Source organism: Erythrobacter sp. SN6-5 (genome assembly GCF_057364945.1).
On the sequence record NZ_CP200282.1, the window covers coordinates 458,647 to 478,557 of the forward strand.

A 19,911-nucleotide genomic window follows, 5' to 3' on the forward strand; every position below is an offset into this window, starting at 1 on the left:
GGCGGACTTCTGCTTGGCTCAGCTCACAGGCTTTCAAACCGCTAGACCTGTGATAGGGCTGGTGCAGCCATGAGCCTGCTTAAAAATGTCGGAACCATTGGCGGGTTAACCCTCGCCAGCCGGGTCGCTGGGATGGCGCGCGAGATGATTTTCTCGCGTGTCCTCGGCGCCAATGACATTACCGACGCCTGGTTTCAGGCTTTCATTATCCCGAATGTGTTCCGCCGGTTGTTTGCCGAAGGGGCATTTTCGGCTGCTTTCGTGCCGATGTTCTCTAAGCGCCTGCACGGCGACGGCAGCATGGAAGAGGCGCGCTCGTTCAGCGCTGATGTGCTGAGCGTATTCTTACCAGTACTGATTGCGCTGGTGGCGATATTTGAGCTCACCATGCCGGGCGTCATCTGGCTGCTCGCAGAAAAGCCAGTTGACGAGAACACCTTCCCGATTGCGGTCGATTTCGCCCGGATCATGTTCCCCTATATTGTGCTGGTCAGCTTGGTGACATTGTTCACCGGCATGCTCAATTCGGTCTCTCGCTTTGCGCCCGGGGCCAGCTTTCCGATCATATTGAATCTGGTGCTGATCGCCGCCTTGCTGATCGGCGAGCGCTGGATGGCAACCGGCGCCAGCCTAGAGCAGGTCGCCTATGGAATCGCTTGGGCCGTCACCGGTGCAGGCGTGATGCAGCTTGCCTGGCTCTACTACTGGGTCAGGGTTGAGGGCTTCGAGGTCAAAATGCGCCTGCCGCGCTTAACACCGGAGGTGAAACGGCTCGGCATCATCGCTCTGCCTGCCGCGATTGGCGGCGGCGCTTATCAGATCAACACTCTGGTCCAGCTCTATTTTCTCAACCAGTTGGAGACCGGCGCGGTCAGTTATATGAATTATGCCGACCGGCTCAATCAATTGCCGCTCGGGATCATCGGCATTGCCTTATCGACCGCGATCCTGCCAACCTTGTCCAAATTCGTCGGCAGCGACAATCACGAGGGCGCATCGCAAGTCCAGTCTGACGCGATCGAACTCGCGATGCTGCTGACGCTGCCCGCCACAATTGCCCTCGCGATTTGCGGCGTGCCGTTTGTGACCATGATTTTTGAAGGCGGGCGTTTCGCGATCGAGGATGCCAATCAAACGGGCGCTGTCCTAACCGCGCTGGTGATGGGTCTGCCTGCATATGTGCTGATCAAAGTGCTGGTGCCGAACTTTTATGCGCGCGCCGATACGAAGACGCCGGTTTACACCGCCTTTGTCGCGCTCTTTGTGTTCATCACCTACAACATCCTGTTCCTGGAAGCATATGGCGTTGTCGGCGTCGCCTTGGCCAGCGCGGCCGGTGCGTGGATTAATGTCACAATCCTCTATGTGATCCTCGCCATGCGCGGGCACTACCGCGCCAATTGGCAGCTGGTCGGTCGGATCGCGCGGCAGCTCATCGCCGCCGCCGCAATGGGCGCGGCGCTGTATTTTACCAGCGGCATGCTGTCCGATTATTACTCCGCTGGTATCTTTGCCCGCCTGTTTGCACTCGCGGTGCTGGTCGGCGCGGCGGCAATCGTCTATTTCACCTTGGCTTTCGCTCTGGGGGCGCTCGACCGCGAACGGATCGCCAAGCTCACCCGCAAATCAACCTAAACTGAAAGAGCCTATTTCCCATGCAAGTCGTCTCCGGCATTCAGCCTACCGGCAATCTTCACCTCGGCAATTACCTGGGGGCGATCCGCAATTGGGTGAAGATGCAAGACGATATTGGCGACAATGGCCAATGCCTGTTCTTTCTAGCTGATCTGCACGCAATTTCACTGCCGCATGATCCGGTCCAGCTTAAGCAGTCGACGCTTGAGATGACTGCTGCCTTGGTCGCTTGCGGGGTCGATCCGTCACGCTCGGTTCTGTTCAACCAAGCGCAGGTTCCAGCCCATGCAGAAATGCAATGGCTGCTGAATGGAACGGCGCGGATGGGCTGGCTCAACCGCATGACTCAGTGGAAGGATAAGTCGGGCAAGAACCGTGAGGGGCAATCGATTGCCCTGTTCACCTATCCTGTCCTGCAGGCTGCTGACGTCTTGCTGTACCAGGCGACTCATGTGCCAGTTGGCGATGATCAGAAACAACATCTGGAGCTAGCGCGCGATATTGCGCAGAAGTTCAACACGGATTTCGCCTCTGAAGATGCGCCGGTCTTTACCCTACCCGATCCTTACATTCCGCCAGAAGCCGCGCGGATCATGTCGCTGCGCGATGGCACAGCCAAGATGAGCAAATCTGATCCGTCCGATCTCAGTCGTATCAACCTGACCGATGATGCTGATACCATCATGAAAAAGGTGAAGAAGGCAAAGACGGACCCAGAGCCGCTGCCAAGCGAGCTGGAGGGGCTGGAAGGCCGCGCAGAGGCACTGAACCTTGTGAGTATCTTTGCCTCGCTGGCAAGCATCAGCAAGGAACAGGTTCTGGTTGATTTTGGCGGTCAGGGTTTCGGAGCGTTCAAGCCTGCTCTCGGCGAGCTTCTGACTGAGAGTTTTGCGCCGGTTACCGCCCGTTTCCGGGAACTGATGCAGGACCGTGAAGCGCTCGATGCGATCCTCGCGAAGGGAGCGGCGAAAGCGCGCGAGCGCAGCGCGCCGACACTAAAAGCAACCTATGAGGCGCTTGGTCTGGTGCGTGGCTAGACATAGCTGCAGTCGCGATAAATCGTATTTTGCACGCTTAAATGCACGCGATTCAGTCATTACGCGTTCAAAATGCGTTCAGGCCACGTCTTTACACTTAGGCCTGCTGATGACAGCTTGCCGATTCGATGATGGGATTCGCACCAGGACTTTATGGCGCGAATGAAGGGAAATGGCGGCGGCAAACCATGAGCCTTTGAAAGCCATGTGAGTGATAAGAGGTAATGCCATGACCAATTCCGATACTTCCTCGGCGAAAACGCCAGGCCGCGCGCTATTGAGGCGTTTGGGACGTGCGAGCGTGCCAATGCTGCTGCTAAGCCTCGCAGCCTGCGCCACGCCGTTTAAGGCCGATGTCTCGCGCTTCCAAAGCGCGCTGCCCGCTCCGACTGGTCAGACCTTTGCAGTCGTCGCCGACGATCCGAAGCTCGCGGGTGGCTTAGAATTCGCGCAATATGCCGATTTCGTGGAATCGGAAATGGAGCGGCTCGGATATTCGCAGGCTGCGCCTGAAGCAGCGAACCTGCTGGTGCGTTTCGATTATGGGATCGACAAAGGACGCGAGAGAATTCGCACCACGAACGCTGGGTTTCGCAGTGATCCCTTTTTCAGCCCCTGGTATCGCGGATTTGGCTTAGCGCGGCTTCTATCGCGGTCGAGGTTTCCATCGCAGCCGTTTTGGCGGTGCCTGGGGATTTGGCTTCTATGATCCGTGGTTCGGCGGACCAGAAGTGCGCAGCATCACAGTCTATACGAGCGGTATCGATATGAAGATCGACAGCGCGGCGACCGGCGAGCGCTTGTTTGAAGGCAAGGCTGAGGCCGTCTCCAGCTCAAACCGGTTGCAATATCTGGTTCCGAATCTGGTGGATGCGATGTTCACAGACTTCCCCGGCAATTCGGGCGAGACTTTGCGCATCACCATTAAGCCAGAAAGCAAAAAAGTCCGCCGCACCGACTAGTCGGAAGGCCGATCACTCCTTTCCCTTGGACGGGATTGAAGAGGCGGTGCTGGAGACAGCGCCGCCTTTTTTGCGTTTGGAGCGCTGCTAAAGCTTGCCGTGGCCGCCGGTGGAACCAAATCCGCCCGCGCCGCGCTTCGTTGAGTCGAGCTCTTCTACCTCCACCCAGGCGCCTTGCGTAACAGGAGCCAACACCAGCTGAGCAACCCGGTCACCACGAGCAATTGCGAAGGGTTCACCGCCGTGATTGATCATGATGACTTTTAGCTCACCGCGATAATCAGAATCGATTGTACCGGGCGTATTGGGAACGGTAATCCCATGCTTCAGTGCGAGGCCGGAGCGCGGGCGCACCTGAATTTCAAACCCTTTGGGAATGGCGACCGCGAGGCCGGTTGCAACGGCATGGCGCGCACCTGGATCAATGGTGACATCTTCTGCCGCGACAATGTCCATGCCTGCTGCGCCGTCCGTGGCGTATGCTGGCAAAGGCAAGCCTTCTCCGTGAGGCAAGCGTTTCAGTTCAACGGAAATTGGCGCAGATGGTTCTACTCCGGCGCCCGGAGCACCCGACTGACCGCTCATTCGGCGGCCTCGGCGGTCAAAGTCTCTGCGATACGCTCTACCAGAGCCAGCGCAACCGCGCGTTTGGGCATCTTGTCGAGGCTCTCCACCCCTTCGCTTGAAACGATATGTACGGTGTTTTCATTGCCGCCCATCACATCGCCGGATACATCATTGGCCACGATCCAGTCGGCGGCCTTGCGCTTGCGCTTCTTCTTAGCGTTTTCGAGCACATTTTCGGTCTCAGCCGCAAAGCCGACGACCAGTTCTGGGCGATTCGAGCCTGCGGCAAGGTTAGTGAGAATGTCTGGATTTTCAGTAAGCAGCAATGCGGGAGGAGCAGAGCCGCGCTTCTTCATCTTCTCAGACATGTATTCTTTCGGTTTCCAGTCGGCCACGGCCGCCACCATCACGGCTGCATCTGCGGGAAGAGCCGCTTTCACCCGCTCTGACATTTGCGCAGCGCTCTCGACATCAATCCGGTCAACACCGGCGGGCGTTTGCAGGGCGACTGGCCCAGCCACCAGAGTAACCTTTGCGCCCAGCGCAGCGGCAGCAGCGGCAATGGCAAAACCTTGTTTACCGCTTGAGCGATTGGCGATGTAGCGCACCGGATCGAGCGATTCCCACGTTGGCCCGGCGGTCACGAGCACATGGCGTCCCTCAAGCGGGCGGTAGTTCGGATCAACATCAAAACCGCCGCCGCCCAGCGCATCATCCAGCGCGGCTTGAACGCCGTCCTCCAAGGATGCCACTGGCCCGGTCAGCTCGGGCGCGGCTTTGCGTTTGTCGACTTCGTGGTTGATCGCACTTGGATCCATCGGCGGCGCAGCGCCTGCTCCGCCCTTCTTGGCGAGCAGAGGCCCACCAAAGTCCGGATTGAACTCAGGCGCTTCTTCGATCTCACCGTCTTCGGCCAACTCCGCCGCCTCGGCATCATCGAGATCAGCCGCTTCGACATATTCGGTCTCGATCTCTTCATGCGTGCGCTTTGCGGTGGAACGCGGAATGATCATCGACAACAGGCCGCCCAGACCGCCGCTTTTGCTCTCCGGGTCTTCTTCTTCGTACTCCGGTTCAGGCTCAATCGCCTCCACCTCATACTCGTCGTCCGGTCCGTCATTGGCAGGCACAGCAACGGGAGTGGCCGCTGGCACGACCGGCTCTTCAACTTCAATGTCAAAGTAAGACGCAATTTCGCGCCAGATCGCATCCGGCTCTGGCAGGCGGCCATAGCCAAACTCGCCGCAGGCCATCGGCCCCTCATCGGGGTCCAGTACATTGACACCCGCCTGGCGCAGCCATTCGATATTGCGCTGGGTCGCCTCATGCTCCCACATGCGCACATTCATCGCCGGCACAGCCATAACTGGCTTGTCGGTCGCCAGAATCAAAGTGGTCGCCAGATCGTCTGCGATGCCAGACGACATTTTGGCCAAGAGATCGGCCGTCGCCGGGCACACGACCACAAGGTCAGCCTCACGGCTCAGCTCGATATGACCCATCTCGATCTCGTTCTTGAGATCCCAGAGATTGGTGTAAACTTGATTTTCGCTCAAAGCGGCGAGCGACATGGGCGTGACGAATTGCTGACCACCTTTGGTCACAACGCAAGTGACATCGCCGCCGCCTTTGCGGATCAGGCGAACCAGCTCGCAAGCCTTGTAAGCGGCAATTCCGCCGCCCACGACCAACAGGATTTTCGGCCGTGCTTCGGTCATTTTTGCGTCCTCACACATAGACTTACACATGGGCCGAGCAAGCAAACAATCACTCGCGTCACTCCCTCACATCACATTAACGCTGTTTCAGAACCTAGACGTACAGCGCCCTTGGGCCAAGCCCAAGCGAGTTCCTTGGGATACAATGGTTAATTAAGCTTGATCAATGGCACATTAAATCGAGTAAAATCAGCGATAATTTAACCGATCAAACCCAACGCCATCGCGCCGAACATCGCCCCTGCCCCGGCAACGCCCGCGATGAGGTACCCAAGCACACTGCCGCCCTGGCGCGGTTTGCGGTCGGTCATCAATGGCACATCGGGCAGCGGAGGCTGTTCTGGCGCGCCGCCTTTCGCTGGGAAGCGGTCCTCAATCCGGCGGATCAAACCGGGCAGACGCAGGAAGGTTTGCGTGTCTTCCTTAATCCGTTCGGCAACCGCGGCCTCTGGCCCCAATTCGTCGCGGATCCAGCCGCGAACATAGGGCGCTGATGTGTCCCACATATTGATCTGAGGGTTGAGCTGGGTCGCGATGCCTTCGACCATCACCATCGTCTTTTGCAGCAGCAGCAGATGCGGCTGCGTCTGCATGTCAAAATCCCGCGTGATCGCAAACAGCCCATCGAGCATTTGTCCAACGCTCAGCTCGCTCACCGGCTTGCCGCGCATCGGTTCGCCAACGGCGCGCAGTGCGGTCGCAAATTCGCCAACCGAGTGATAGCTCGGCACATATTGCGCCTCGAAATGAATCTCGGCCACGCGCTTATAATTGCCCGTCGTCAGGCCATAAAGGATCTCTGCGAGCCATTGCCGCGCGCGGCGATCAATCCGGCCCATGATGCCAAAATCAATCGCGACAATCGTGCCGTCTTCTTCAACAAACAGATTGCCTTGGTGCATATCAGCATGGAAGAAGCCTGCGCTGATCGCCTGCGTCAGAAAGGATATCACCAGGCGTTCGGCGATATGCGGCAGGTCGTGCCCCTGCGCTTTCAGCTCTTCAATCCGGCTGATCTTCACCGCATTGATCCACTCAACCGTCAGGACCCGGCCATTGGTGCGGTCCCAATCGATCTTTGGAATGCGGTATCCTTCGATCCCGGCCATGCCCTCGGCCAGCTCTGATGCAGAGGCCGCTTCGCGCCGTAGATCAAGCTCGCTATTGGTCCAGCGTTTGAAATTGGCAATTGTCAGGCGCGGACGCAGCCGTTCTGCTTCGCCGCCAAATGCCTCAAGGTGCGCCGCCGCCCATTCATAGGTCTGAATATCGCGCGCAAATTTTTCGCGAATGCCAGGCCGCAGCACCTTAATCGCAACTTCGCGGCCATCCGTGGTCACACCCTTGTGAACCTGAGCAATGGATGCCGCGCCCACAGGATTGGGGTCTATTTCGCGAAACAGAGTCTCCAGCGGCGCACCAAAGCTGGCCTCAATCACGGCCTTGATCTGAGCGAAAGGCACAGGTGGCAGATTATCCTGCAGGCTGAGCAGATTGTTCGCCGCTTCCTCGCCCACAATATCGGGCCGCGTGGCCAAAGATTGCCCCAGCTTGATCGCCGCCGGACCAATCGCGCGAAAAGCCCCCGCATAGTCAGGTGTGCCAGACTTGCCAGTGAGGGATATCCAGCGCGCCAGCTTGACCAATCGCCGCACAGGAGGCGGTGCATTGGGATCATTCTCGATACCGACGAGCGCACGGCGGCGAGCGAGCGTAATGCCCCACTTCAGCAGGCGGAGAAGATGTGTCGCGGGCTGCGTCACCCTAGATCTTCCACCCCGAGTGAATGGCCACTGCGCCGCCTAGGATCGGCTCCACCTTGGTGTTGGCAAAGCCCGCATCGCGGATCATCTGCTCAAACTCAGGCATTTTTGGGAAACGGCGGATCGATTCAGCAAGATAGCGATAGCTTTCTTCATCTTGAGCAATGATTTTGCCCATCTTCGGCATGATCTTATGCGAGTAAACGTCGTAAACCTCTTTGAAGCCCGGCCATTCCGTGGTCGAAAACTCCATGCAGAAAAAACGTCCGCCAGGTCGCAGAACGCGGTTTGCCTCACGCAGAGCCTTTGGAATATCAGTCACATTGCGAATGCCGAATACGACTGTGTAGGCATCGAAACTGCTGGAGGCAAAGTTAAGTTCCTCCGCGTTCTGGCACGACCAGACCAGCGAACCCTCATCGTCCTGCAAGCCCCGATCCATCGCCCGCTCAACGCCCACATCGAGCATATCCTGATTGATGTCGCACACCGTGATCGCTGCGCCGCTGGGCGCCATGCGAAAGGCGATATCACCGGTGCCGCCTGCCATATCGAGGATCGTCTCGCCCGCCTGCGGCTTCACCCGCCTGACAAAACGGTCCTTCCACAAACGGTGCATGCCGCCCGACATCGCATCGTTCATGATGTCATACTTGCCCGCGACGCTGGAAAATACATCACCAACGCGGCGGGTCTTTTCCTCTGGGGCCACTTCTTCGTAACCGAAGGATACTGTCTTTTCGCTCATGGCGCAGAGCCTTAGGGGAGTTTGTGCAGCGCGCAAAGCTTGTTACAGCGTATGTTTGTTGCGATGCTTTCGGCTTCTGCCGAAAGCGGCCGTAGCCACCCTTCCACCCGGAACCTACCGGGACACCATCCGGGTGGAAGGGTGGAGGGAGCGGGTGGCTACGGTTCGCGAGTATCAGCGAGCCTAAGAACAATGCCTGAATTACCAGAAGTTGAGACCACCGTTCGCGGGCTAGAGCGCTTTATGCTGGGTGAACGTATTTCGCGCGTCCAATTGAACCGCCCCAACCTGCGCCGTCCCTTTCCGCCAGACTTGGTGCAAGTGATGACTGGCGCAGTGATCACCGGCCTTTCACGGCGCGCCAAGTATGGCCTCATTGATCTCAATCGCGGCCAGTCGATGATCTTCCATCTGGGGATGAGTGGACGCTGGCGAATCGATCCTGAAACGCCCGACAAACACGATCATCTGATCATCGAGACAGACGATCATCAATTTGCGCTTTGCGATCCGCGCCGCTTCGGCTCGGTTGATCTAGTGCCGAGTGATGCGCTGGACCGGTGGCCGCAATTTGCAAACCTTGGGCCGGAGCCATTGGGCGATGACCTCAGCGTGGATCACCTGAAAGCTGCGCTGAAAGGCAAGACCCAGTCGATCAAATTGTGCCTGCTCGACCAGAAGATTATCGCCGGTCTAGGCAATATATATGTCTGCGAAGCTCTGTGGCGTTCTGGCATTCATCCCCGCAAGCAAGGTGGCAAGGTCACAAAGCCGCAGCTTGCTCGGCTGGTGCCAGCCATTCGCAATGTGCTTGAAACCTCGATCCGCGATGGCGGTTCGACCTTACGAGATTATGCGCAGCCCGACGGCGAACTGGGCTATTTTGCGACGCGCTTTGATGTCTATGACCGGACAGGTGAGGCCTGCCGCAATGAAGATGGTGGAACTATCAAGCGCATCGCGCAGGGCGGGCGCAGCACGTGGTTCTGCCCCAGGTGTCAAAAGTGAGCGCCGCTTAGATTGACGTACCCTCAGCCAGGGCGGCACCAAAATCATTGACGATTCGCAAGGCTGGCCCTATGTGCCGCGTTTTCCGGCGAACGGGTGAATTCCTGAGCGCCGATTCTTCGAGCAAACGATATTAGAGATCAGGCCATCATTGGTGGCCCGCAGAAACCGCGAGACAGACACAGATATGGCCAATACGCCGCAAGCCCGCAAACGCATCCGCCGCAACAATCGCCGTGCGGAAATCAACACAGCCCGCATGAGCCGTATCCGCGGTTTTGTGAAAAAGGTCGAAGCCGCTTGCGAAGCCGGCGACAAGCCTGCTGCTGCTGAAGCGCTCAAGGCTGCTCAACCTGAAATGGCTCGCGGTGTTGCTCGCGGCGTTATGCACAAAAACACAGTCGCGCGGAAAATGTCGCGTCTCTCAAAACGAGTCGCTGCGCTCTGATTCGCACCCACTCGCATCCGTATTATTGCGGAGAAATATACATAAGGGTCGGGCCGTATTGGCTCGGCCCTTTTTGTTTGCGGGAAACATGACAAGCCTGACACACTGAGAGCTTAGGATTCCCCGCGATTCGCGCGGTCATAAACCAAAAATTAAAGGTAATTCAGCGCGTTGAACGGAGGCCTGCGGGTCACAGCCGAGTCAATAGAAATATTTCTGTTTTTTTACATTATGCACCCTTGCCTGATGGTGAAATGCATAGGTACATCATAACTGACTCGGGGCGGGACAGCCTGGGTTTTTAAAGTTTGAATGAAGAGGGGAAACCCGGATCTTTGGATTCCGGGTCATGGGAAGGCTTTGCCTGTCATGAAGTTGGGGAAACGCTCCAGATCAGCGGCTCTGGAGTTGGCACAGGATTACGTACGATGGTTCATAAAATAGATAAGGCGCGGTCTACGCGTCGGAAAGCAGATGACGACTTGATGGAAGATTCCGAAGCTGTGAACCTCGCTGCCGATTGGTCAGATATCAGCCAAGGACTTCGCAAGGATCTGGGCCATCAATTGCACAGCCAATGGATCAAGCCGATCCAGGTTGGCGGCATTGATAAAGAGACCGGCACGCTCGATCTGTTTTTGCCAACTGAGTTTTCTGCCAATTGGGTGCAAGACCGGTTTCATGACCGCTTGCAACTCGCTTGGAAGATTGCGCGCAGCGAAGTTCGCAATGTTCGCGTGCAAGTTCACCCCGGACGCCGCCAATTGCCAGAGCTGCGGCTGGACAATGGCCGCCGCCCCGCCAATGACGCGGATGCCAGCGCAATCGCGATGGCTGCCGGTACGATTGGCGATGCAGGCTTTACCAGCTCCGTAGGGCTCGACCCATCACTGACCTTTGCCGCCTTTGTGACAGGCGAGGCCAATGTGCTCGCTTGCAATGCCGCGCAGCGCATGGCCGCAACTGAGCAGCCGCAATTTTCGCCGCTCTATCTGAAGGCTGCGACCGGCCAGGGTAAGACCCACCTGCTGCACGCGATTGGCCATGCGTTCCTGCAAGCCCACCCGCGCGCACGGATTTTCTACTGCTCTGCTGAGCGCTTCATGGTCGAGTTTGTCCAAGCGCTCAAAGCCAACCAGATGATCGAGTTTAAGGCGCGGCTGCGCAGCTTTGATCTGCTGCTGGTTGACGACATCCAATTCATCATCGGCAAGGCAAGCGCCCAAGAAGAGCTGCTCTATACAATCGATGCGCTTTTGGCTGAGGGCAAACGCCTCGTCTTTGCCGCTGACCGAGCGCCGCAGGCGCTCGACGGGGTTGAACCGCGTCTCCTGAGCCGTCTGTCGATGGGTCTGGTTGCGGACATCCAAGCAGCCGACATTGAGCTGCGTCGCAAGATCCTTGAATCGAAACTCACCCGTTTTGCGCCTCTCAACGTGCCGGACGATGTGATCGATTTCCTCGCCCGCACCATCACTCGCAACATCCGCGAGCTGGTCGGCGGCCTCAATAAGCTGATCGCTTATGCGCAGCTGACCGGCCAAGAGGTATCCCTGCAGCTCGCCGAAGAACAGCTGACCGATATTCTTTCGGCCAATCGCCGCCGGATCACGATTGATGAGATCCAACGCACCGTCTGCCAATTCTACCGGATTGATCGCAGTGAGATGTCGTCCAAACGCCGCGCCCGTGCCGTTGTTCGGCCGCGTCAGGTCGCAATGTATCTTGCGAAGGTGCTGACACCGCGCAGCTATCCAGAGATTGGCCGCAAATTTGGTGGCCGGGATCATTCGACAGTTATCCACGCAGTACGGCTGATCGAAGATCTGCGCACGCGCGATGCGGATATGGATGGCGATGTGCGTAGCCTGTTGCGCCAGCTGGAGAGTTGATTTTTTGAGGGCGGCCTAGCCCGCAAGATAGCTAAGCGGATGTGAACGCTGGCCCCTGAAGTTCACAAGAACCCAACAGTCTGTCGACAGGGTCATCAACAGCCTTGCCCACAGGCTGTCGACAGGCTGTGAACATGGTGCCAACAGGCGGTGCATGACTGTTTCCAGCGCCTTATCCCCTGCCCGCCTTGATCGCTTTGCGCGCCATATTGTGCTGCCGGAGATTGGCGGTGCGGGTCAGGTCGCACTCGCTGATAAACATATCGCGATGATCGGGCTTGGCGGGATTGGATCGCCTGCGCTGCAATATCTGGCAGCAAGCGGAATTGGGCGCTTCACACTGGTCGATGACGATGTGGTTGATACCAGCAATCTCCAGCGCCAGACTATTTTTTCATCCCGCGATGTTGGGCACGGCAAGGCTGTTTCGGCGCGCCGATGGCTGGCAAATTTCGATGACGAGATCGATGCGGAGATCTCTGACACCCGGATTGATCCTGATAATGCCCACGGCCTGATCGGTAGCGCTGATCTGGTGCTCGATGGCACAGACAATTTTGCCACGCGTTTAGCCGTATCCGATGCATGTGTGACGGCCGGTGTGCCTCTGCTCAGCGCAGCCGTTGGCCGTTTTCAGGGCCAAGTTGGTGCCTTTGCTTAGCCACCTAGCTGACCATGCCTGCTATCGCTGCTTTGTCGGCGATGCGTTTGACGCAGAAGACTGCGACACATGCGCGGAGGACGGCATGCTGGGCGCGATGGCGGGCTGGGCTGGCAGCTTTGCAGCCATGCAGGCCGTGCGCGTTTTGCTGAGCGGTGTGAGCGCCTTTGGCGATCCGCAATGGGGCAAAATTCATATTCTGGACGGGATGAAGCCCGGTATGCGCACGCTCAGCATTGCCAAAGACGCAGCGTGCAAGGGTTGCGGAACCTCAATCGCCTAACACCTCATCCACCCATTGCGGCACCAAAGCACTGGCCAGCCCATGGCGCGCCTCCGAAAAATGATGTGTACCCTCGCTTGGCTCCAGATTGAGTTCCAATGTCTGCACACCCGCTGCCTTTGCTTCCTGCACAAAGCCCGCCGCTGGATAGACCGCGCCGCTAGTACCAATGCTGACGAACAAATCTGCGCTCAGTAAGGCCGCGTAGATACGATCCATCTGATACGGCATTTCGCCAAACCACACGACATCCGGGCGCAGGGTCGGTGCCTGACAAACCGGGCATGGCGGGCGATCCGTCATCGGGGCATCCCAGGGCGAACGAATGTCGCATGATTGGCACAGCGCGCTTTTCAATTGCCCATGCATATACAGCACGTCACAGGCACCGCCGCGCTCGTGCAGATCATCAACGTTCTGCGTAACAAGCAGCACTTCACCGGCAAATTCCTGGCTCAACCGCGCCAGCGCGCGGTGGGCATCGTTCGGCTCTACTGTCGCCAGCGCTTCGCGCCGCATATCGTAAAACCCAAGCACCAGATCGGGATCACGCGCAAACCCATCTGGCGTCGCTACATCCTCAACCTTGTGCTGTTCCCACAGCCCGCCAGCAGATCGAAATGTATCAATCCCGCTCTCTGCGGAAATTCCTGCGCCTGTCAGGATGACGATGCGTTCAATGTCTGCCATGAGCCATCAAACACTTTGAATAGGTTGGTAGCAATGGCGGAAATCGGAATTATCGGCAGCAAGGGGCGAATGGGCGAAGCCTTAAGCCGGGCCATCGCGGATGCTGGCCATCAATTGGCGGGCGGCGTGGATCAAGGCGAGACGCCTGGCCCATTGGCGGCCGCGTCTGACGTGCTGGTCGACTTTTCCGCTCCGGCTGCATTGCAAGCCAACCTAGACGCTGCGCTTGCCGCCAGCACGGCGATTGTGATTGGGACGACGGGATTGGAAGCGGAACACTTCGCTGTGATCGAAAAGGCGGCTGAGACTATCCCTGTGCTTCAAACCGGCAACACTTCACTGGGCGTCACCCTGCTGGCTCATCTGGTGCGCGAGGCGGCGAGCAAGCTTGGCCCGGAGTGGGATATTGAGGTGCTGGAAATGCACCACCGTCACAAGGTCGATGCTCCCTCTGGCACGGCCAAGCTGCTTGGCGAGGCGGCGGCTGAAGGGCGCGGTATTGATCTTGCGAGCCATATTGAAAGCGGGCGGCACGGAAACACTGGCGCGCGCGCCGAAGGCGCAATTGGCTTTGCGGCGCTGCGCGGCGGCAGCGTTGTCGGCGATCACAGCGTCATTCTGGCTGGCGACGAAGAGCGCATTACCCTCTCGCACAGCGCAGAAAACCGCATGATCTTTGCGCGCGGCGCCGTGAAAGCGGCGGGATGGCTGATCGGTAAACCCGCTGGACGCTACACAATGAACGACGTTTTGGGATTGTGATCAACCGCCAATGACCAAAGACCAGATCTTCGAATTCTTCCGCCGTCTGGCTGAAGACAATCCAGAGCCCGAGACCGAGCTGGAATATGGCAATGCCTATCAGTTGGTCGTCGCCGTGGCCCTGTCTGCGCAGGCAACCGATGTTGGCGTCAACAAGGCGACGCGCGCGCTGTTTGCGAAAGTCGAGACACCGCAGCAGATGCTCGATCTGGGACTGGAAGGCCTCACCGAGCACATCAAGACAATCGGGCTGTTCAACTCCAAAGCCAAGAACGTCATCGCGCTCTCGCAGATCTTGATCGACGATTATGGCGGCGAAGTTCCCGATACGCGCGAAGACCTCGTCCGGCTGCCCGGTGTGGGGCGCAAGACGGCGAATGTCGTACTCAATTGCTGGTTTAAGCAAGAGACCTTTGCGGTCGACACGCATATCCTGCGGATGGGCAATCGCACAGGCCTGGCCAAGGGTAAGACGCCGGAGCAGGTCGAAGCAAAGCTGGAAAAGCGCGTTCCGCAGCCCTTCCGCCTGCACGCGCATCACTGGCTAATCCTGCATGGCCGCTATGTCTGCAAAGCACGAACGCCTGAATGCTGGCGGTGTCAGCTGGTGGACCTGTGTAGCTTCAGGAAGAAGGTGCTGGAGAAGCCGAAGGGGCGGTGAAAGCAGCTATTGTAGCGATAAATACGAAATGATACGTTATCACAATGCAGGCACGTCACATACTGATCGCCGTTTTACCACTATGCTTTGCCACTAGCGCATCAGGCACTTCACTAATCTGCAGTGATCCTGATCGCGCAGGTGTCAAGGGCAAGGCAATAGTCTCTCTCCCGACCGACGATATTAACATGCTAGACCGGCGCTTCGAATGGACTGCAGCGCGAATTGGATTGTTAACTTGGGGAGTCGGTACTTCCAGAAGAGGACGCGAAACAAGTCGCACACTCGGAATGCAAAGCCCCAAGGTAAGTGTTAGTATTAGCGCTAAATGGGAGCCGGGCCAAAAGGCTGCAATATTGATGGTCGAGCGTACATGCTACACTGACGATCTTGAGCCTTGGCAGCCTTATTGGCGTGCATTCTTGAGCGAGCTGCGCAGAGCGGGCTACCGTGTAAGAATGAGCTAAAAGGGAACCCACGGGACGAACGGATTAAACATCATCCGCGCTGATCATTTCCTCGCGGTCGATCTCGTCCAGCAGGCTCGCCACTGTGGTCGCTACGGCTGCATCGCCGCTCACATTGGTGGTGGTCCGCATCATATCCATGATCCGGTCAACACCGGCCACAAAGGCGATGGTCTCCAACGGCACTCCCACAGCGCCAAACACCAGCGCCATCATTATGAGGCCTGCGCCCGGAATGCCCGCTGCGCCAATCGCGCCGAGCGTCGCGAGGATTGAGATGAGGAAATACTGACCCCAGCTGAGATCCACACCAAAGATCGAAGCGCCGAACAGGGTCGCCAGGCCGAGATACATCGCCGTGCCGTTCATATTGATTGTCGCGCCAAGGCTGATCACGAACGCGGCGATGGAATTGGGAATGCCCAAGTTTCGCTCTGCGCAGCGCAAAGTGACGGGCAGCGTCGCATTGGAGCTGGCCGTGGAATAGCTCACCGCTACCGCGTCCACGATCCCGCGGAAGAAATCGATGATCGGCAGTTTCGCGATCAGTTTGATCATCGCCGAATACATGACGCCAATGATCAGGAAGCAGCCCAGATAGTTGAGCACGACAAGCCAACTCAGAGCCTTCAGGGCATCCACGCCGAGCGTACCCGCGACCCAAGCCATCAGAGCAAACACGCCAAACGGGGTCAGCTCCATCACGATCATCGTGACCTTTTGCATCACAATCGCGCCGCTATCGAAAATCTTCTGCACCGGCTCGCCGTCGCGCCCGGCCATCAGAATGCCGATCCCGATCAGGAGGGAGAATACGATGAGTGGAAGCACAGCGACATCCGCCATCACCTGAACCGGGCTTTCAGGGACGACGGAGAGCACCATATCGACGGCAGTGGTTTCGTTGGGTTCAGGCGTCGGAACTTCGGGCGTGCCAAGCTCTTCCTTGCTCGGGAAAAGCCCCAAATTCACAGCGGCGGTTCCAAGAGCCAAACCCAACCAGACAGCGATCTGTCCGCTCACCACAAACAGAATAATAGCGCGCCCACCAACCGCGCCAAGCTTCCGCAGATCGCCGATGGCCGCGACACCCGCGACGAGGCTGAAGAAGATCAGTGGGACGACCAGCATCTTGATCGACTTGATGAAGAAGTCGCCGATCCACTTGATACTCTCTGCTTCCGGCCCCCAGTAGAGGCCGAGAGCAATGCCCAGAATGAGCGCCCCGATAACGCGTTGCCACAAGGGAATATTGAACCAAGCCTTCAGCACATCTGCGCTCCCGCGTTTAGTCGTGTTTTAGAGCGGCCAAGGCCACATTCGTATATATCCGGGCCAGCGCATCCAAATCAGCAATGGCTACCGCTTCATCGCGCTTATGCATGGTTGCGTTGCAAAGCCCAAATTCAATCACTGGACAGACATTGCGCAGGAAACGCGCGTCCGACGTGCCCCCGCTAGTTGATGCCTCTGGCACGATGCCGGTTTCCGCCTCAACCGCATCGGCGATCATCTGCGAAAATGCCCCTGGCTCGGTCAGAAATGGCTCGCCCGAAATGATCGGCCGTGCTGCCCCGCCGTGGTTTTCGGCGATGGAGCTGACCCTGTCAGACAGGCTGGCGCCGCTGTGCAAATCGTTGAAACGGATCGAAATGCGCGCCTCCGCCTTTGCCGGGATCACATTGTGCGCCTTGTTCCCGACAGTCAGATCGGTGATTTCCAGATTGGACGGTTGGAACCAATCGGTTCCCGTATCCAAAGTAAGCGCATCAAGCTCGGCAAGCATCGCCACGAGCTTGGGTAGAGGATTATCAGCCAAATGCGGATAGGCGACGTGGCCCTGGGTGCCTTCAACGCTCAACCAGATATTGACGGAGCCGCGCCGTCCGATCTTCATCATATCACCGAGCCTGTTAACGCTGGTCGGCTCACCCACAAGGCACAGATCAGGCTGAATGTCCTGCTCGCGCATATAGTCGATCAGCGCGCGCGTACCGTGCAGCGCGGGGCCTTCTTCATCACCTGTGATGATAAAGCTGATCGTGCCCGCATCCGCTGGCACATCGGCAATGGCAGCGATCATGGCGGCGATCGCGCCCTTCATATCGACCGCGCCGCGGCCATACAGCAGATCACCTCTGATCTCCGGCTCGAACGGAGCGCTGGTCCAGCCCTCACCGGGAGGGACCACGTCCAGATGGCCTGCAAAGGCGAAATGCTTGGAACCTTCAGGCCCCTTGCGTATCGCGAACAGGTTCTCAACCGCTGCTTCATCGCTGCCCTCTGGGCCGTCGCCGCGCGTGAAACGATGCACCGCAAAGCCGTGCGGGGCCAGCATCGCCTCCATCGCATCGAACACCGTGCCGGTCGCTGGCGTAACGCTGGGCGCTGCGATAAGTCGCTGCGCAATCTCAAGAACTGTGGTCATCGTCGCTAGGCTTAGCAGGGTGTGTGACTTCGCCAAACCCGCTTTTCGCACTGGTGCGCCGATTATCGCCCGCGCCGCTCCGATTCCGGCAATGGTCCTGGGGCAAAAGCGCTTTCGAGCAGCTCGGCAATGCGGATGCCAGCCTGCTGGACGCGCCGCCGCGCGATCGGCACGCCTTTGACGATGTCCTCTTGGCTGAGGGCGGTCTTGTTTGGCAGCTGGCCTCCGCAAACATCCTGCGTGTCAAAGGCGGTCGGATAGACGAAATCGCGGGCAATCTTCCAGCTTTCCTGGCCCCAATCCGCCGGTGATCCGCCGCCCAGTTCGCTGCGTTCTGCTGCGCTGTAGGACCGAACAACAGGTCGCTCACCACTGGTGATCGCGCGCTCCGCCAGGGGACCATCCCAGATCCAATGCAGATTGAGACTGGGGACGATCCCATAGTCCGCCTCTCGGTCATTGCCGCCGCGATCATCCTTATCGCCCGAGTGCAGCGGCATATGAATGTCGCCCGCGAAATGGACCATGAAGGCCAGCGCTTCCAAGCGGATATGATCCGGCAGGCTTTCGTCGGCGAGGATGCGGTGGCTGCGCTCAATCTGGGCGGTGACGCAATTCCCGCCAGAGCAATTGGCGCGCGGATTGTAAGCCTCGCAAATCGGTGTCGTGCGGTAATGCCAGGCGGCGGTGTAGCCCCAGCGCCAGCGAGTCCGACGGACGCAGTCCGGCCAGACAGAGGCCTCTTCTAACGTGGAAAGCGAGCATTCCGGCGTGCCAAGCAGCGCCTCCGAGCGCAGCAATCGCGCTATCTCAGCGCGTGCCCTGGGCGAGATATTTGCCTCGCCGATCTCAGCAGTCTTGCCGTGCGCATAAAAACCCCAAGCGAAAGCGGGGTTTGGTGCAGCGAGCATGATTGCCAAGGCGCACAGCCACAGCCTTGCGAAGGCACGCATCAGCCGATCGTCTCGTACTGTTCAATCACCCATTGCTCTTCTTCAGAGGCTCCGATCCATTCCTGCATCCAGGCGTGTTCCCACAAGGCTTGCATATAGGCCTCTGCAAAGCCGGGAACGCCAATGCCGTAAGTGATGAAGCGTGAGACGACCGGCGCATAGAAGATGTCCGCAGCACCAAAGGTTCCGAACAGAAATGGCCCGCTGCTGCCGTACCGCGAGCGCGCCTCCGCCCATAGAGTCAGGATACGCACAATATCTTGGCGAGCTTCTTCCGAGACGTCTTCCAACTTAACCTTGCGGCGGACATTCATCGGCAGGTCTTTGCGCAGCGCGGCATAGGACGAGTGCATCTCAGCCACCATGGCGCGGGCCATCCCGCGCGCACTCTCATCCTTTGGCCAGAAACGGTCGCGCCCAACTTTGTCGGCGAGATATTCCATGATCGCGAGGCTATCCCAAATGACCTTGTCATCATCCCACAGGATCGGAACCTTGCCGTGCGAGGGTTGCATCTCGCCCATACCTTGCTTTTGCTCTTCCCAGCCTTCGCCGAGGATCGGCACCGTCAATTCTTCAAATGACAGCCCAGATTGCTTCGCCGCCAGCCAGCCGCGCAGCGACCAGCTGGAATAATTCTTATTGCCGATAATCAGCTTCATGACGGCTTGCTCCATCTTGCGGGGCTTAGAGGTTTGAGGCAATTATCCGCCTCGCTTTGCGATGCCCTAGATATTCAGTGTTTCGCTGTCGAGGCTGAACGGGTTACTTCTTGGCATCCAATCACAAAAAGGCTCTTCGCCCAGACATGGCTACACCACCATTCCACCTCGCCTTCCCGGTTGATGATCTTGCCGCCGCGCGTTCTTTTTACGGAGGCGTCCTGGGGTGCGCAGAGGGCCGCAGCAGCGACGAATGGATCGACTTTGATTTCCATGGTCATCAGATTGTTGCGCATCTGGCACCGGGTGCGGCTGGCGATAGCGCGAGCAATCCTGTCGATGGTCACGGCGTACCGGTGCCGCATTTCGGATTGGTCTTGGATATGCTCGCCTGGGAAGCGTTGGCGGAGCGGCTGAAAGACGCGGGCACAACGTTCGTGATCGAGCCAACGGTGCGCTTCAAAGGCGAAACCGGGGAGCAAGCGACGATGTTTTTTCGCGACCCTTCCGGCAATGCGATCGAGATGAAGGCTTTCGCCGATCCCGATCAGCTGTTTACGAAGTAA

At 58.1% G+C, this 19,911-nt stretch carries 19 protein-coding genes and 1 pseudogene; 11 read left to right on the top strand and 9 right to left on the bottom strand.

What is annotated here, in order from left to right:
- The first annotated feature begins 69 nt into the window (after positions 1-69).
- From murJ to AC0V6Z_RS02215, 4 genes are all read left to right on the top strand, one after another.
- Positions 70-1,635, top strand: coding sequence for a murein biosynthesis integral membrane protein MurJ (murJ, locus tag AC0V6Z_RS02200; protein ID WP_472639784.1), 1,566 nt, complete (start codon positions 70-72; stop codon positions 1,633-1,635).
- Positions 1,636-1,655: 20 nt separating this feature from the next.
- Positions 1,656-2,672 (top strand): tryptophan--tRNA ligase, encoded by a 1,017-nt coding sequence (gene trpS / locus AC0V6Z_RS02205; protein WP_472639785.1) that lies wholly within the window; start codon positions 1,656-1,658, stop codon positions 2,670-2,672.
- A gap of 229 nt (positions 2,673-2,901) precedes the next feature.
- Positions 2,902-3,381, top strand: a complete 480-nt coding sequence (locus tag AC0V6Z_RS02210; protein ID WP_472639786.1) for a DUF4136 domain-containing protein — start codon at positions 2,902-2,904, stop codon at positions 3,379-3,381.
- 22 nt (positions 3,382-3,403) lie between these two features.
- A complete protein-coding gene (locus tag AC0V6Z_RS02215) occupies positions 3,404-3,634 on the top strand; it encodes a DUF4136 domain-containing protein (RefSeq protein WP_472639787.1) in 231 nt (76 codons plus the stop codon).
- Between the two features lie 87 nt (positions 3,635-3,721).
- Here AC0V6Z_RS02215 and dut read toward each other — a convergent pair whose 3' ends face one another.
- The 4 genes from dut to AC0V6Z_RS02235 form a co-directional block, all read right to left on the bottom strand.
- Positions 3,722-4,219 carry a dUTP diphosphatase gene (gene dut / locus AC0V6Z_RS02220; protein WP_472639788.1) on the bottom strand — a complete coding sequence of 166 codons (498 nt, stop codon included), beginning with the start codon at positions 4,217-4,219 and terminating at the stop codon, positions 3,722-3,724.
- The gene (locus AC0V6Z_RS02225; protein WP_472639789.1) at positions 4,216-5,919 is read right to left on the bottom strand and encodes a bifunctional phosphopantothenoylcysteine decarboxylase/phosphopantothenate synthase; all 1,704 of its coding nucleotides are present in this window, start codon (positions 5,917-5,919) and stop codon (positions 4,216-4,218) included. The genes dut and AC0V6Z_RS02225 overlap by 4 nt, the downstream gene beginning before the upstream one ends.
- A gap of 200 nt (positions 5,920-6,119) precedes the next feature.
- Entirely contained in the window at positions 6,120-7,682 is a 1,563-nt protein-coding gene (ubiB, locus tag AC0V6Z_RS02230; RefSeq protein WP_472639790.1) for a 2-polyprenylphenol 6-hydroxylase, read from the bottom strand.
- Position 7,683: 1 nt separating this feature from the next.
- Positions 7,684-8,430, bottom strand: a complete 747-nt coding sequence (locus AC0V6Z_RS02235; RefSeq protein WP_472639791.1) for a class I SAM-dependent methyltransferase — start codon at positions 8,428-8,430, stop codon at positions 7,684-7,686.
- Positions 8,431-8,622: 192 nt separating this feature from the next.
- Between AC0V6Z_RS02235 and mutM the strand changes: the two genes are divergently transcribed.
- The 4 genes and pseudogenes from mutM (at position 8,623) to AC0V6Z_RS02255 (ending at position 12,722) form a co-directional block, all read left to right on the top strand.
- Positions 8,623-9,438, top strand: a complete 816-nt coding sequence (mutM, locus tag AC0V6Z_RS02240; RefSeq protein WP_472639792.1) for a bifunctional DNA-formamidopyrimidine glycosylase/DNA-(apurinic or apyrimidinic site) lyase — start codon at positions 8,623-8,625, stop codon at positions 9,436-9,438.
- Between the two features lie 187 nt (positions 9,439-9,625).
- Complete coding sequence (gene rpsT / locus AC0V6Z_RS02245; protein ID WP_472640822.1) at positions 9,626-9,886, top strand: 30S ribosomal protein S20; 261 nt, start codon at positions 9,626-9,628, stop codon at positions 9,884-9,886.
- A gap of 428 nt (positions 9,887-10,314) precedes the next feature.
- The gene (gene dnaA, locus AC0V6Z_RS02250; RefSeq protein WP_472639793.1) at positions 10,315-11,778 is read left to right on the top strand and encodes a chromosomal replication initiator protein DnaA; all 1,464 of its coding nucleotides are present in this window, start codon (positions 10,315-10,317) and stop codon (positions 11,776-11,778) included.
- A 154-nt stretch (positions 11,779-11,932) separates the two neighbouring features.
- A pseudogene (locus tag AC0V6Z_RS02255) lies at positions 11,933-12,722 on the top strand (HesA/MoeB/ThiF family protein).
- Here the strand turns inward: AC0V6Z_RS02255 and AC0V6Z_RS02260 are convergent.
- A complete protein-coding gene (locus AC0V6Z_RS02260; protein ID WP_472639794.1) occupies positions 12,711-13,412 on the bottom strand; it encodes an NAD-dependent deacylase in 702 nt (233 codons plus the stop codon). The pseudogene AC0V6Z_RS02255 and the gene AC0V6Z_RS02260 overlap by 12 nt on opposite strands.
- Before the next feature lie 33 nt (positions 13,413-13,445).
- Between AC0V6Z_RS02260 and dapB the strand changes: the two genes are divergently transcribed.
- Positions 13,446-14,174: a 4-hydroxy-tetrahydrodipicolinate reductase gene (dapB, locus tag AC0V6Z_RS02265; RefSeq protein ID WP_472639795.1), complete on the top strand. Its 729-nt coding sequence runs from the start codon at positions 13,446-13,448 to the stop codon at positions 14,172-14,174.
- A gap of 10 nt (positions 14,175-14,184) precedes the next feature.
- Complete coding sequence (nth, locus tag AC0V6Z_RS02270) at positions 14,185-14,835, top strand: endonuclease III (protein WP_472639796.1); 651 nt, start codon at positions 14,185-14,187, stop codon at positions 14,833-14,835.
- Between the two features lie 491 nt (positions 14,836-15,326).
- On the opposite strand, the gene AC0V6Z_RS02275 is transcribed toward nth, so the two are convergent.
- The 4 genes from AC0V6Z_RS02275 to AC0V6Z_RS02290 form a co-directional block, all read right to left on the bottom strand.
- On the bottom strand, positions 15,327-16,574 hold the full coding sequence (locus AC0V6Z_RS02275) for a dicarboxylate/amino acid:cation symporter (protein WP_472639797.1): 1,248 nt from the start codon (positions 16,572-16,574) through the stop codon (positions 15,327-15,329).
- Positions 16,575-16,590: 16 nt separating this feature from the next.
- The gene (gene dapE / locus AC0V6Z_RS02280) at positions 16,591-17,730 is read right to left on the bottom strand and encodes a succinyl-diaminopimelate desuccinylase (protein WP_472639798.1); all 1,140 of its coding nucleotides are present in this window, start codon (positions 17,728-17,730) and stop codon (positions 16,591-16,593) included.
- Positions 17,731-17,792: 62 nt separating this feature from the next.
- Positions 17,793-18,683, bottom strand: a complete 891-nt coding sequence (locus tag AC0V6Z_RS02285; RefSeq protein ID WP_472639799.1) for a S1/P1 nuclease — start codon at positions 18,681-18,683, stop codon at positions 17,793-17,795.
- On the bottom strand, positions 18,683-19,345 hold the full coding sequence (locus tag AC0V6Z_RS02290; RefSeq protein WP_472639800.1) for a glutathione S-transferase family protein: 663 nt from the start codon (positions 19,343-19,345) through the stop codon (positions 18,683-18,685). The genes AC0V6Z_RS02285 and AC0V6Z_RS02290 overlap by 1 nt, the downstream gene beginning before the upstream one ends.
- Before the next feature lie 146 nt (positions 19,346-19,491).
- On the opposite strand from AC0V6Z_RS02290, the gene AC0V6Z_RS02295 reads away from it, so the two are divergent.
- Positions 19,492-19,911, top strand: coding sequence for a VOC family protein (locus AC0V6Z_RS02295; RefSeq protein ID WP_472639801.1), 420 nt, complete (start codon positions 19,492-19,494; stop codon positions 19,909-19,911).